Below are 14753 nucleotides of genomic sequence, written 5' to 3'. Positions count from 1 at the left end.
CCCCCACAAAACCCCTTTCTTCCCCTCGCGTCCATCCACCCGATAACCTCCCCGAGGCACCCACACATGAGCAAGCAGAACACCCCGCAGGCACACCCCGCCCGCCGCGCGCTAGCAGGCCTTGCCGTCCTCGGCGCAGCCAGCGTACTGACCGCATTCCCCGCCACCGCACAAGCCGACGGCAACAACCCCGGCACCCTCGCCGGCCTCGGCGCCTGCGTGGCCGACAAAGGCAAACTGGATGTCATCCTGCTGATGGACGAAACCGAATCGCTGATCCACAACGTCAAAAACGGCATCATCCAGCCCGACGTGCCCGGATCCGACGCCGACCACAACCGCGTGCCCGCCGCCCAATCCTTCGTCGACGACCTGCTGAAAAAAGCCGGTGATGAAGACTTCACCGCCCGCATCAAACTCGCCGGCTTCGGCCAGGAATACCACTCCGGCGACACCAACCCCGACGCCTACGGCGACTGGGTGGACCTGAACAAAGACGGCGCCGCCACGATGAAAAAACTCATCGACGGCGAAAAAGACCGCACCAGCGAGCTCTACACCAACTACGCCAACGCCCTGACCGGCGCCTACCAAGACTTCGCGCGTAGCTCCAGCCCCGATTCCTGCAAACTGCTCGTCACCTTCACCGACGGCGCACTCACCGCCGCCGGCGGCTACGGCGCGGCCGGACAAGCCCAAAACGACATCTGCCGCCCCGGCGGCATCGCCGACCAATACCGCGCCGGCGGCATCACCAACATCGGCATCGGCCTATCCGATCCGAAAAACCCCTCCGACTTCTCCCTCTACAAATCCATCACCCAAGGCGACGGCGGAGTCCAATGCGGCGACCAACCCGCCAACGGCGCCTTCTTCCCCGCCGACAGCGTCGGCAGCCTCTTCGGCTCCTTCCACAAAGTCCTGTCCACCGGCGGTGACTTCTCCAAAGAAACCCGCGCCGACGAAGGCTTCACCTTCGTACTCGACAAGTCCGTCGACTCCGTCCGCTTCACCGCGGTCGCCCAAGACGACCTCGGCGCCGACGCCTACCTCGTGCTGAAATCCCCCAGCGGCAAAACCATCGACCTCAAAAACGACGGCCAAGGCACCGTCGGCGGCGCCGACGTCACCTGGGCCTCCACCAACACCCCCGTCCACAAAGTCGACGGCGAACTGAAACTCACCGACGCCAGCGACTGGGAAGGCAACTGGACCCTCGAATTCGCCGGCTACCCCGAAGGCAGCCGCGACGGACGCGTGTTCAACTCCGTCCGCATCCAACCCGACCTGCAAGTCCAAATCGCCGCCACCGGCGACGGCGCCACCGCCACCGACCACGGACTATCCCTGCGCAGCGACGACGCCATGACCGTCAGCCTCGTCGGCCGCGACGGCAAACCCCGCAACCTCGACGGCGACGCCACCGTCTCCGTCGACTTCGTCCCCTCCGGCGGCGGCGACCCAGTCCAACTCCTCGGCGACACCCCCATCGGCAGCGGCGACGCCGTCAACATCCCCCTCGATGGGCTGAAAAAACTCCCCGCCAACGGCCACGTCGACGCCAGCGTCAAAGTCACCACCAAAGGCTCCGAGGAAACCCCCGGCACCGAACTCGAACCCGTCATCGGGCGCACCGACCTAGCCGTCGCCGACGCCGACATGCCACAAACCCCACCGGCAGTCGACTTCACCATGGACCAGCCCTCCACCACCATCGAGGTGCCCATCCAAGGACCCGGCCGCGCCTGGGTCGACAAAAACTCCGTCATGGACGCCGCCGTGCTGCCCGAAGGCATCGACTCCATCGACGTCACCAGCTCCTACGACAGCAAAGACAACGCGCTGGTCGTCAAAAAGGGCGAAACCAAAATGCTGCCCGTCACCGTGCAGGTCGCCGAACTCAAAGACGGCATCGTCCAAGGCAGCCTGCCCGTAGCCATCGCCAAAGAAGACGGCAGCGGCGCCACCACCGCCAACCTGCCCGTCCAAGGCTCCATGAGCGTGCCCCTGAACAAAGGCATCTTCGCCGTCGCCCTCGTCGCCAGCCTCCTGCTGGCCCTGGCCATCCCGCTCGGCCTGGTCTACCTCATCCGCTACCTCACCGCGAAAATCCCCGCCCAGTACTACGGGGCCCTGCGCATCCCGCTGAAAGTCTCCGGCGACCGCGTCCTATACAACGGCAAAGCCGAACCGCACATCAGCATCGACGACGCCGCCAAAAACCAAATCCCCACCGGCGACCAGCGCTCCGCAGTCGTCCGCGGCTACCCCCTGCAGGTCAAATCCTTCAGCCTCAACCCGCTGGCCCGCCCCTACGTGGAAGTCGACGCAGTACCCTCCATCTCCGGCGACGGCGCCCAGGTCGGCAACGCCGCCAAACTGCCGCTGGCCGTGCACAACACCTGGTTCATCGCCGCCAGCCCCACCAACTCCAACCACCTCGACCTGGTGGTGCTGCCCCGCCTACCGCTGGACGCCACCACCCGCGACGCCCTGGTCGAAGACATCGCCGGCGCCGCCCCCGGCCTGGTGGAAACCCTGCGCAAGCAAGCCAAAGACCTCGAAGAAGCCGCGGAGCCAACCCCGGTCGGTACCAACGACAAACCGCGCACCGAGCACAACACCACCGTCACCCCAGAGACCACCCCGGAAGTGCCCAACCCCTTCACCGAACCCGGTGACGGAGTCGGCACCGGCATGAACGCCGCCGCCGGCACCCTCGGCGCCGCTGCAGGTGGCCTGGTCGGCAAGGTCGCACAGCACAAAAAGGCAGACGACACCCGCACCACCGCGGCCACCGGCCCCACAGCCGACGAGGCAGCCAGCGCCAAAAAGCCCACCCCGCAGCCCAAAAACACCTCCGCCGACACCAAACCCCCGGCGGCACCTGCCGGAGAGGACAAAACCACCGGCAGCCAAACCCCCGGTAGCGAATCTGCTTTCCCGGCTGCTAAACCTGGAGATGAGGCCCCGGCCGATATCCCCAACCCCTTCGCCACCGACGCGGACACCTCCGAGGAGGCGTGGAACCCCTACGCCACCGACGCCAACCCCTTCGGCAGCGGCGGGCTGAACTTCGACCCCGGCAACGGGGACGACACCTGGGGCGACGAACTGCCCTGGGACCCCAACAAAGACAAATAGTCCTTGACCACCAACCCGCCCCACAGCAAGACTGTGAGGGCGGGTCGTGCGGAAAACCGGCAACTTTACCTGCCGGCGCATCGAACGAAAACACACCAACCGAAAACTCGTTTTTCACCAGAAAGACCACACCATGCACAAAGTTCTCGTCGTCGGCTGCGGCGGTTCCGGCGCAAAAACCCTCGCCTACATGATGGACCAGCTCAAAACCACGCTGGCCGAAAGGCTGCCGGAACGCTACCCCAGCCCCAAAGACGTACGTCTTCCCCGCGCATGGCAGTTCGTCACCGTCGATGTGCCGACCGCCGCCGAAAAAGCCGGCCCCAACCTCCCCAACGTCTCCGAGGCCGGCGGCCACTACGTCTCCTGCGGCTCCACCGCCTCCTACGAACGAGTCGACTACGCCGTCAGCCAAAAACTGGCCGCCAAAAAAGAACTCGGCACCATCGCCTCCTGGGCTCACCCGGATCCCAAGAGCGAAACCACCCCGGTCTCCGACGGCGCCGGCCAGTTCCGCGCCATCGGCCGCATGCTCGCCTTGAGCAAACTCGGCGATATGCAAACCGAACTGCGCAAAGCCTGGGAAATCCTGCGCAAAGCCGAAACCATCGCCGAACTCACCGAGCTGCGCCACGCCCTGTACGGGCACGTCGACAACGACGTCGCCCAAGAACAGCCCCTGGTGTTCGTGGTCAGCTCCATGGCCGGAGGCGCCGGCGCCTCCATGGCTATTGACATCTGCCGACTGCTGACCAGCCTCGACGGCATGTCGCCCGCGCTGACCAGCCTGTTCATGGTGACGCCCGACATCTTCCACAAGCTCGACGCCGACTCCGTGATGGGCACCAACCCCAACGCGCTGGCCATGTTCGCCGAACTGGTCGCCGCCCAGTCCGGGGCCGCCGCCGACGCGGACGTGCGCATCTTCGAAGACCTCGGCATTCGCCTGACCGGCAACACCTCCCAGCCGCCCATCGGGCGCATCTTCCCCGTGGGCGTGCGCTCCGGCACCGACGGCGCCCTGCTGGGCGACGGGCATCCCACCACCGTCTACCGCGCACTCGGCCGCGGTCTCGCCGCGCTGATGGCCGACCGACACGCCATGCAGGACTTCAAGGCCTACACCCTGACCAACCGCGGCGGCTACCCCATGGACACCTCCATCTACGGTTGGGGCATTGGCGAAGAAAAAGCCATCCCCTGGGGTTCCTACGGCTACGCCCAGCTCGGCATGGGCCGCGACCGCTACGCCGAATACGCCGCCCAGCGCCTCGCACACTCGGCAGTGGGCCGCCTGCTCAAAGGCCACGTCGACCCCACCAACCCGGCCAGCGCCGACGCGCAGCTGACCGAAAAACTCACCAACAACTACCGCGGCTACGCCGGCACCCTCAACACCCTCCTGCCGGTCGAACAGCACCCCGGCAACTGGATCATGGAACGCTTCAAAGCCCCCATCCAGGCCTGGGTCAACGTGATGGCCGAAAAGATCCGCACCCGCATCCCCAAAGACCCGGGCGCGAAATCCACCGAGTGGGTCACCTCCGTCGAGCAGGCCCTCGACAGCGTGCTCGCAGAGCTCGACCGCGACGAGGACTCCATCCTCTACAACGGGGTCTACGAATGGGCCGACGCGGACTGCATCCAGGAAGGCCTGCTGGAGATCATCCGCACCGAAATCTCCAAATTCGGTGTGCCCTACGGCTCCCGCGTGGTGCGCGCCATCCGCGAACAACTCGACGGCGGAATCATCGCCCGCACCGAACAAGTCGCGGCCTACCAGCCCACCTTGAACCTGTCGCCGGAAATGCGCGAAGCGCTCTCGGGGCGCAAACACACCATCGCCAACCCCAACGACTACATCGAACGCATCGTCACCGGCGCGACCAAGGAACTGCGCTTCGCCGCCGCCAAGGTCATTGCCACCACCCTGGCGCCGGTGCTCAAGAGCTTCGTCGGTGACTTCCTCACCCCGCTGCAGGAAACCATGCTCGCCGGCCACCGGGATCTGGAAACCTCCACCCAGGTGCGCATCGACCCCAACCTGGGAGTCAGCCAGCTAAAGACCAACGTGCCGAACCTGTGGCCGGACGAAACCCAAACCACCGTCCCGGATCGTTTCCGCCACGCCGCCAACGAAGTCTTCCTCACCGAGGTTGACTCCTTCCCGGCGCAGTTCAGCCACGACATCATCGAGTCCGCCCGCAGCTTCGACGCGGAGGCCCGCGTGCCGGACTACACCAGCTCCCTGGCCACCGCCGCCCAGTCCGTCATCAACGGCCAATGGCAGGCACTGTCCGGCGCCGAGCAGGCCCCGGACGACATGCTGGTGCTCAAGGGGGAGTGGATCCCCCGCGATCTGGTGCTCCGCCCGGAGCGCGCCGGCGCTACCCCCACCCCGCCGCGCACCCCGGTCGCCGCCCGCTTCGAATTCAACATCTCCACCGGACGCGTCCTCGAGCGCGCCCGCCAGTACATTCGTCGCCCCGGCTACTCCTTCAACAACTTCATCTCGACCTCGCTGCGCGAATACATCCTCACCCCGGGTCTGACCGAGTCGGAGCGCAACGGCCGCCGCACCCAGGTGCTGACCAAGTTCCGCGAAGCCATGAGCTACGCGCTGCCGTTGGCCCAGGTCAACAGCGACCTGGTTTCGGCGCTCTACGGCCGCGACGTCGAGTACCGCTTCACCTTCTCCTCCATCCCCTTCGGCGGCGACGAGCTCGCCCAGGCGTTGGAAAAGACCGTGCTGGACTTCCCGAACCACACCCCGGCCGACCGCACCCGCCCGCTGGGCACCGCGATCACCAACCAGGGTGAGGAACGCGCCATCGACATCTTTGGCTCCTACCCGAACTACGCGCCGATCGTGTTCGAGTCCCTGCTGCCGCCGATCGCTGAGCAGTGGCAGAAAATGACCATGCAGCGCGGCAGCTTCTGGGCGCTGCGCCGCACCCGCCCGCTGCCGGCGGCCCTGCCGATGAGCAACGATGAGCGCTTCGCGCTGATCGCCGGCTGGTACATCGGCCGGTTGATCGGCCACATCGTCTATCCCGACACCCTGGACGTGGCCGATGATGCCGCCGTGCAGGTGTGGGATCCGATCGATAACCAGTGGGTCAACTTCGATGCCCCGATGCTCACCCCCACTTCGCACCTACGCCACCAGCTGGACTGGCTGCCCAGCCTGCTGGAGTCGGAGTCGATGGCGTGGGCTCGTGCCGGCCAGCACCCGGTGATGGAGTCGGTGAAGCCTTATGTGCTGATGCGCCACCTCTACGACAATGCGGCTAGCCCCTCCCGCGATGGCCGCACCCTAAACGGCCAGGCGCTGCTGCGCGCCTGGATTCACTCCGGCGAGCGCGAAGCCGGGGACACCGGCCTGGTCAAGGGCACCGGCCCGGAGGCCACCCCGGAGCAGCGCCGCGACGCCGCCCTGGCGTGGCTGGGCCGCCACTACCAGATGGCGCAGTCCTTCCTGCCTTCCGGCATTGCCAGCGCCGGCCAGGTGCAGAAGAACACCTCCCGCGCCTACGGTGACATCACCGACCGTCGCATTGCGGCGAAAACCCCGGTGATTCACGACCTGGCCTCCGACATCGTCGACGTGACTGAGAAGCTGGCCACCCTGGTCAAGGCCGCCTACCTGGCAGGCCCTCCCGGCACCAGCCCCGATGTCGCCGCCCGCGACCCCTTCGGTGATGACGATTTCGAAGCTGACCTGATGGAAGACTTCGGGGACCTGTAAATGGAACCCACGGTTGCGCCACTGACGATTCTTTTGGGCCGCGGCACCACCGCCGCGGCCGTGCGGCAAGCCCTCGAGGATTTTGCCGCGCTCGGAATCGTCCGCAACCTCATTTTCATCGACGCGGACTCTTTCACCCACGCCGATTCCGGGGTGCGTTTGGTGCGCACCATGCCCGACGGATCCACCCGTATCGAGCACGCCAGCCTGACCAAAGCGCTAGTCGATATCGACAGCCACCACCGGGAACAGCCGGGCGTGGCCAGCCTGGTGCTGGTCAACAACATCGACGAAGCCGACGGCCGTCTGGGGCCCGACAACATCGCACCAGTGACTTTGGCGCTCGACAGTGTGGGCTATTCCTCCCGGCTGCACCGCAGCAACCTCATGCTGACCCGCGCCAACGCTGTGGTCGAAACGCCGCTGCCGACCCTGCGCGGGTATGTGAACTTAATGCTCGCCCCGGAGGACGCCGGCGGGCCGGATCAGCCGGCCGCCACCCTGGACGCGGGCTGCCGCACCCACCGGCTCGCACTGCACTACGCCGCCGGGATCGCCAGCATCTATGGGGCGTGGACCGGGTCGAAAAGCGTGCCCGCCCACCACATGGATTTGGGGCAGGGGGACACTTTCCGGCTGGTGCGCACCTACTACCGGCGAATCGACGGCCAACAGGTGCAAACCCGCATCAAACTGGCCATCTTCGATACCGACACCAATCCGCAGGCCAAACTCAACCGGCCCGGTCAGGCGGTGTACGCGCACTACCCTGTCGACACGGCAGCATTTGCTGGTGGCTGTGCCGAGGAACTGATTCAGGAATACGAGCACACTCTCACCGGCGCCCGCTACCAAGCGATCACCCAGGCGCTGGTGCACACCACCGCCGGGCACGCCCTGGCGGATTTTGCCCGCGCCTATGGCACGAACCTGGTGACCGCCCCGAGCCGGTTTGCGCGCCGCTTGCGCTACGACGTGGCCACCGCCCGCGACTATGCGGTGCAAAAACACCTCTACGGTGTCACCGGTTCCCGGGTGCAGGTGGGGCGCGCCGCGTTGGCGACCGCACCCGGCGGGGAGGACGAGCACGAAACCGACTCCGAGGTCGCCACCCAGGCGATTGCTACGCGCGAAGAAATCGCCAGTGAGCTTGAGCCGCTGTGGCGCTCCTATTCCAACATGGCGTTGACCATGATGGATGCCAGCCCGCGTGCCTTTGGTACCAGTAGCGCCGAAGCGCGGTACCCGGCCGCCTGCCTGGAAGCAGGCACCTCCAACGTGTACGTGGCGGGCAGCGCCGACCACGTGATTCCCGGACCACACACCCGCTTCGGCCGGAAGCTGCCCCCGCAACTAAAAAACCTGATGGGTGAGCCCATTGCCGGCTATGACGTGGTCGGCGCCAAGGCGTATGAACGCCAGCTCGCACAGCTGACAGGTTCACAGCACCGTGCCATCGGCCGCACCATCGGTGATTTTCGGCAGTGGCGCCAAAAACACGCCCAGTCTTTTGCGGCGCGCACCGGTGCGCAACTGGATGCGATGCGCCAGGAGATCATGGTTGAGCGCGATGGCTATCTCGCCGACATTGATCGCCTCTCCCGGGAACAACAGCCCGAAACCACCACCGACGACAGCACCACCAGCGCGTTGCGCTTTTTCGGATGGGTGTCCTTGGGATCGCTGGTGCTGTTTAGCGGCCTGTATGGCATCGGGCACCTGGTGCACAACGCTGCCGGCAGCCCGGACTGGTTTTGGGTGCGCGCCCTGGACGCCACCACCGCCGGCACCAAAGCCACCTTCTTTGGGGTGTGGTTCCTGCTGTGGCTCATCCTGTGGTTGTGCCAGGTGGCTTTGGAAACCCGCGATGACATCAAGGACGCCAACCGGCGGCGCACCGTGCGCAGCGATATGCACACCGCCCGCGATAACGCGCTGGCCTGTGAGGTCGCGATCAAACGCATCGATGTCGCCTACAACCAGTTCCTCTCCGTCAGCCACATGCTGGGCGCAATTTTGGAAAAGCCTTTTGGGCAGGTCGAGAAAAACGAGCAGCGTGCCGTCACCCCGACCAATGAGATGCCGCGCCATGTCGTGCTCGCCGAGGCGACCCCGCCACACCAAGCCGTGCGCGCCACCATCGATCGGCACCGCATGAGCCTGTACGAAGAAGGCTGGATGGGGCCGTTGGCCGGCGAGGCGCTCACCCAGGCCGCCACCCGCCTGCACAACACTGGTGGCATCACAGTCGATGTGGAACACCTGCTGGGTTTGCCTGGTGATCGCACCGGCAGCGCCTTGGACAAGATTTCCACCATCGTGTCCAGCCCCGAGTTTTTGAACACCGACCGCACCCAGCGGCAGTGGATGCAGATCATCGCGCAGTTGGCCGACAGTAACGCGCACGAGGACATCACCGCCGCCGCTGTCAGCAGCCACGACGGCACCCTCAATCCGCTGTCGGAGCTGGGCGCGGTGGGTAGTTTCAACGGCCAGTTCTTAACCGAGCAAGGCCAAACCATCAATCGGGTGGGCGCGGTCGATCAGCACTACTACTTCAAGGGTTCTTCCACCATCGATGCCATCGGCGGTGGGGAAGTGCTGGTGCAGTTGTCCCGCCCAGCACACATCAGCGATGTGCGCCTGCGATCCAGTGGGGGCGCCGAACCGCGCCCAACGCCGGCGGAAAACCAGCTTGCGAATCCTTTTGCCAGCCCTGACTTTTTTGATCAAGGAGACCTCTAATGTCGAGCTTCCCGGAGCGTGTCCTCGAGGCCTACCATCGCTGGCGCACCCAGGCCCAAGAGCATGGATTCAGCCTGAACCAGCTGCCCACCGATGAGGCGCTGACCCTGGCTGCCAACGATGCCCAGGCGCTTAACAGCCCCCAGGCCCCCGCCAGTTTGAAGGTGTGGGGTGGGCCGCTGCAGCGTATCCGGCTGATGGTGGCCACCGGTTTTGAGGAAGCCACCCGCAAGCCCCTCGAGCCGGCCATGTTTACCCCGAACCTGCCGGGTGGGGCATGGCCGAACGGAGCTGGCGCCCAGCCCGGGCAGGAAGCAGCAGGCCAGCCCGGTGCCGGCCCTTCCCAGCCCACCCCGGCCGCGAATACTTCTGCCGACAACGCCCCGGCGCAAGGGGCAGGTGTCCCGGAGGATAAGGCTTCTGCCCGCCCCCGCCGTGGTGCTGACACGATGGTCGATGACATTTTGGGGCTGGCGCATGATCGTTCGCCGGCCACCCCCACCCCGCTGACCGATGGTCTGGATGATGGCAGTATGTGGCCTGCCGCGAACCCGTCCATGGGTACTGCCGGCCCGATTCCGCGGGCGGCGCTGCGGGTGCATTCCCCGGCACCGGCCACCAATTTGCCACCCATGCCGGTTTCCCAACCTGCGGCGCCCCCGCAGCCGGAGCAGCCGATGGTTCCCCCGACGGGCGCTAGTGGGGGTTTTGAGGAAAATGACCCGCAGCCCCAACCCGCACAGCAGCAGGGGCCCACCCCGGCGGTGCCGGCGATGCCGACTGCTGCTCCCGCCCCGCTGCCCGCACAACCGCAGGCCGCACAGCCGGCGGCGCAACCGCACCCGGACAGCGGGTGGGGTGCCGAGAATCAGCCGGGCATGGATTTTTCCTCTTTGGCCCAGCCGATGGACGACGTGATTGTGGACCACGATTTTGTGGACAGCTCTTTGACCACCGCGGACATGGTCGATGACGATCTGCTGCGCACCGTGGTCGACGACCTGCGCGACTACGTGGACACCGACTTCGCTCGACTGATCATGTTCGGCGATGAGCATGCCGGCCCGTTGCCGGACAGCACCGTCGATGCGCACATCCAATCCGACGGCAGTGTGGCGCTGACCTGGGAGGCCCCCGAGGCGCCCGAAGGTTCCGTCCGCCTGTACCGGGTGGTCAGCGAGGAAGAGGAGTTCGATCAGGATCCGGACTCGGGTGAGCATCGCGCCACCACCGTGGGCACCCACTGGGTGGATGAGGACGAGTTCACCACCGCCTTGCGCTTCTATCAGGTGTGGGCGCACGAGGGCACGAGCGAAGCTGCGGCCCGCAAGAGCCCGCCGCGTTTTGTGGGCGAAGCCTGGATTATTCAGCCGGTGGGGGATATGACGCTCACCGTTGCTGGCCGAGAGATTAAAGGCCAGTGGTCGCCGCTGGAGGGCACCAGCCGGGTGGCTGTGTATGCCGCCAAGGAACGCGATCGTCGCGTGCACAGCCCCAAAAATGAGATCTGCTTGAACCAGGCCAACCAGCAGGGATTCATTTTCTCCCCGCCGCAGCGCGGCGTGAACTGGAAGTTCGTCGCCCGCCGCATTGTGACGCTGCGTGGTTTTGATCGCTATTCGGCGATGAGTGAGGTCGACATGATCGCGGTGCCTGCCGAGGTGCACGCCGTCGATATTCACGTCGAAACCACCAACCTGGGCGACGAGACCCTGTTCGATGTCACCTGGGACAATCCTTCCTCCGGCGAGGTGCGTATTTACCGCACCAATGTCGCACCGGATGATGGGGTGACGGGACGGACCGTGGACGTGCGCTTCCTGGAGGACTTCGGTCTGCCCCAGGAAAACTGGGTCAACGACCTCACCCGGGGTGAAAATTCTTGCCGGGTGGCGTGGCCGGATCACTGGTACTCCATCTTCCTAACCCCGGTGACGGTGGTGGGCGAAAAGTGCCAGGTGGGTCGCTGCTACTCCTCTGTGCGTGTCGGTGAGGTCACCAACGCTGCCCTGTTTGAGCGCGTCACCCACCAGGTCGCCACCTTCGGTTGGCCGCGCAACGCGTTGGAGGTTGCGGCCTACTTCGTCTCCGAAGACCCCTACACGAACCAAACCAGCGAAGAGCACCTGACCACCATCGACCGCGAGACCTATGATGCGCGCGGTGGGATGCGCCTGAAGCTCAACGACAAGGGCCGCATCAAGCTGCAGCCTTCGAAGTACTACAACAACGAAAAGATTCTTGGTGAGCCCACCACCTTGGACTACCAGGGCGTCACTCGCATGAAGTACCGCATTTTTGGGCGCAATGGGCATGTGTGCATCGCCCTTGCGTCCTTGCGGCCCGAACAGGTTGAGCGGCGGTTTACCCTGCGCATCCAGCGGGGCAGGCTGCCCTTGGAGGCCGGCGACGGTTTGGAAGTCAACGTCCGCCAAATCACTCACGGTTCCCCGCATTCGGAGTTTTTGCCGGGCCTGATCGTCGACCAGTTGGGGCCGGATAATCCCACCACCTACTGGGAGATCGACCCGCGCATGTTGACCAAGGCTGGCCCGAACGCGTTTTTGCGTCTGTTCCCGCTGGATTTGTTCGACGACACCGGCCGGGCGATCGCCTTGGAGGATCCGCCGGTGGCATATCTGCACCTGCGGCGCTTAAAGGACATCATTGCGCGCAGCGTGTCTGCTGATTCCACCGCTGGGGGCCAGTCATGAGCCGCTTCGCCCAGGTGACTTTTGCGTCTTTTGCCTCCACCGACCAGGGGTCTGGCCCCGCCGGCGGTGGTTGGCGTGTGGGCCCGACGCTGAATTCGACCCAGGAAATCAGCCGGTGGGTTGCGGCCCAAGCGCCGACCGCTATTCACCCCACGACTGCAGTCGACGACTTCCTCTCCCAGGAAGATATCGATAACCTGCCCCGCCGTTTCGAATACGTTCCACCCGCGTTGGGGCCCGAAGGCTATGCGGCGTACCTGCAGTCGGTGCCCGCCGGAAACGACAACACGGGCCGTCCCGGTAACGTTTTCACCCACGCGTTCATCGACACCGACCCGACGGCTGCGGCGCCGGTTCCCTACCCAACCGATGCGTATCGTGGCGCGAGTTTTAAAACTCCTTTCCGTAAAACCGCGGTGAATACGCTGACGCTGGATGACACCCAGCCGAGCAGTCACACCAGCCAGAACACGGCGACAAGCAGCGATGACAACACCTATGCGACCGCCTGGTTGGTCGTCAGCCAGCTGTTGGGTGATCGCACGGGTGCGCTGTGGGCGTTGCACAATGCGGTGCAAACGCCCGGCACTTTGGCGGTGCTGCTGGTGCAGAACAATCTGGATGCGGGCTACTGGTTGACCGCGCTGTCCTCGACGACGACCCCGTCGATGGCGCGCGCCACCTGGCGGCTGAGCACCTTTGAGCGCGCCGGAAACCTCAACCCGGAACGCATGCTCGCCGAGGGCTATCGCATTGTGTGCGTGCCGGCGGTGGATAAAGCCGCCCTGAGTGATATTCACGGGGCGCATCTGCTGAGCATTATTGATCCCACGGATGCGGCGACTTTTGCTGCCGCGGATACCGCGTGGTCGCAGCTCACCCGGGCGGCGCTGCCCGCCAACGTCGTCGAGCAGCCGGCAGCTATGGGCCGACTCGCCGGACACCTCATCACGGTCAGTGACGCGGCAAACAGCCTGCTTGCGGAAACCACTTTGCCTATGAGCGGTGCGCCCACGAACATCTACGCCCAGGCCTTGGCCTTGGCGATCGCAACCTTCGACAGCGAGTATCCGCCACAGGCTGTCCATTTGGCTCGCGAAATTTTGGGGCATTCCGGCACGCCGCTGGCGACCGGGCTGAAGCGCCATTTGGGCGGTAGCACCAAGGCATGGGAGGAAGTGTTTAGCAATCCCACCACCTTGCTGACCAATGATGATCCGTTGCTGCTGCCGAGTCTGGACACCGAAGGCATGAGCGTTGCCGAAAAACAGCAGCTGATCAACAACCTCGCTGATGTCATTAACAGTGCCGATACCCGCGGTGATACGCGCGGGCATGCGCGGGCCCAGCTGGTGCACCGGTTGCTTATTACCGCGACGACCGCGCATCTCATCGACGACTACGCCAACGACACCGGGGCTACCGCGCCGCTGGTTTCAACCCTGGCGGAATCCGCGGCTTTTGCGGCGCATCTGGGCAGCCACGATCCGAATGCGCAGGCTCCAGAAGCTTTGGCTGCCGTGGTGCGTTCAGCGTTTACGCGACGCCACAGCACCCCGCACGGTAACCCGCACCCGGATTGGGCGTTGCGCGCTGGTACGACCACGACGCCGACGGCTCGCGCGGCCTATGGTTTCGCCCAGGGCGGGCTGACCAAGGCGGAAGACACAGCGGGCAATATTTTGGCTGGAAGACCCGCCAGCCGTGGCGATATTCAGCACCTGTTGTCGCATATCACCGCCGCTGAAATCGCGGCCGTGGATTTGGGTTCGCGCCCGCCGGGTGCTCACTCCAATGACAGCGTGACCGACCTGATTGCTTTGCTGAAAAGCCGCGGTCATGGTTCCGATGTGTCCGCTAGCCGCGTTGAGGATATCCGCCACCAACGCCGCCTGATCGCGCAGATCCACCCGGCCAAGGATTTGGTTGACATCATTGGTGCGCTGCGCGGAGTTGGGGGGCGCGATATTGCGGAACTCTCGCGCACTATCCACCCCGACCTGGCCCGCTCACACACGTTTTTGGCTGCCGCATTGCGGTTGTGGATCGTGCTGGTGCCGTATGCGAAGGCGTACCCGCTCCTGCCTGGCCGCGTCACGGCAGAGCATGTGGCGTCCCTGGCAGAAGTCGCCGCGGCGACGGACACCAATATTGGCCCGGAGACCGCGAACGCCATCTACGAGCGTTTTATCCGCGCGGACCTTATCGACGCGACCCGCGACGTGGAGGTTCTGGCCGCGGCCGGCCAGTGGTTGCGCTATCTCATCGCGGGCGTGTCTTCGGCTCAGCTCGGCAGACTCGTCGCCCACATTGGTGGGCTTATCGCCGAGGACCCTTTGATCCCGGCGGACTACCGCCAGGACACCACCTCCCTTTAAGCCCACAGCAGGTATCCCCTTAAA

The 14753-nt window shown here is 65.1% G+C and carries 5 protein-coding genes; all 5 read left to right on the top strand.

Annotated features, from left to right (window positions below; genetic code table 11):
• Positions 1 to 66: 66 nt before the first annotated feature.
• The gene (locus CAQU_RS10840; protein WP_075727661.1) at positions 67 to 3144 is read left to right on the top strand and encodes a hypothetical protein; all 3078 of its coding nucleotides are present in this window, start codon (positions 67 to 69) and stop codon (positions 3142 to 3144) included.
• Between the two features lie 133 nt (positions 3145 to 3277).
• Complete coding sequence (locus CAQU_RS10835; RefSeq protein WP_157109002.1) at positions 3278 to 6892, top strand: tubulin-like doman-containing protein; 3615 nt, start codon at positions 3278 to 3280, stop codon at positions 6890 to 6892.
• Positions 6893 to 9637: a hypothetical protein gene (locus tag CAQU_RS10830; protein WP_075727657.1), complete on the top strand. Its 2745-nt coding sequence runs from the start codon at positions 6893 to 6895 to the stop codon at positions 9635 to 9637.
• On the top strand, positions 9637 to 12351 hold the full coding sequence (locus CAQU_RS10825) for a SaeA-related protein (protein ID WP_075727655.1): 2715 nt from the start codon (positions 9637 to 9639) through the stop codon (positions 12349 to 12351). Before CAQU_RS10830 ends, CAQU_RS10825 begins: the two co-directional genes overlap by 1 nt.
• Entirely contained in the window at positions 12348 to 14729 is a 2382-nt protein-coding gene (locus CAQU_RS10820) for a GAP1-N2 domain-containing protein (RefSeq protein WP_075727653.1), read from the top strand. Before CAQU_RS10825 ends, CAQU_RS10820 begins: the two co-directional genes overlap by 4 nt.
• Positions 14730 to 14753 lie beyond the last annotated feature (24 nt).

The organism is Corynebacterium aquilae DSM 44791, from assembly GCF_001941445.1.
Taxonomy (GTDB): domain Bacteria; phylum Actinomycetota; class Actinomycetes; order Mycobacteriales; family Mycobacteriaceae; genus Corynebacterium; species Corynebacterium aquilae.
The sequence above is the reverse complement of the archived record's forward strand: the minus strand, read 5'-3'. Positions and strand labels throughout refer to the sequence as shown.

Coding starts and splice junctions, on each gene's coding strand:
- CAQU_RS10840 (WP_075727661.1), top strand. CDS start 67: ATGAGCAAGCAGAACACCCCGCAGGCACACCCCGCCCGCCGCGCGCTA.
- CAQU_RS10825 (WP_075727655.1), top strand. CDS start 9,637: ATGTCGAGCTTCCCGGAGCGTGTCCTCGAGGCCTACCATCGCTGGCGC.
- CAQU_RS10830 (WP_075727657.1), top strand. CDS start 6,893: ATGGAACCCACGGTTGCGCCACTGACGATTCTTTTGGGCCGCGGCACC.
- CAQU_RS10820 (WP_075727653.1), top strand. CDS start 12,348: ATGAGCCGCTTCGCCCAGGTGACTTTTGCGTCTTTTGCCTCCACCGAC.
- CAQU_RS10835 (WP_157109002.1), top strand. CDS start 3,278: ATGCACAAAGTTCTCGTCGTCGGCTGCGGCGGTTCCGGCGCAAAAACC.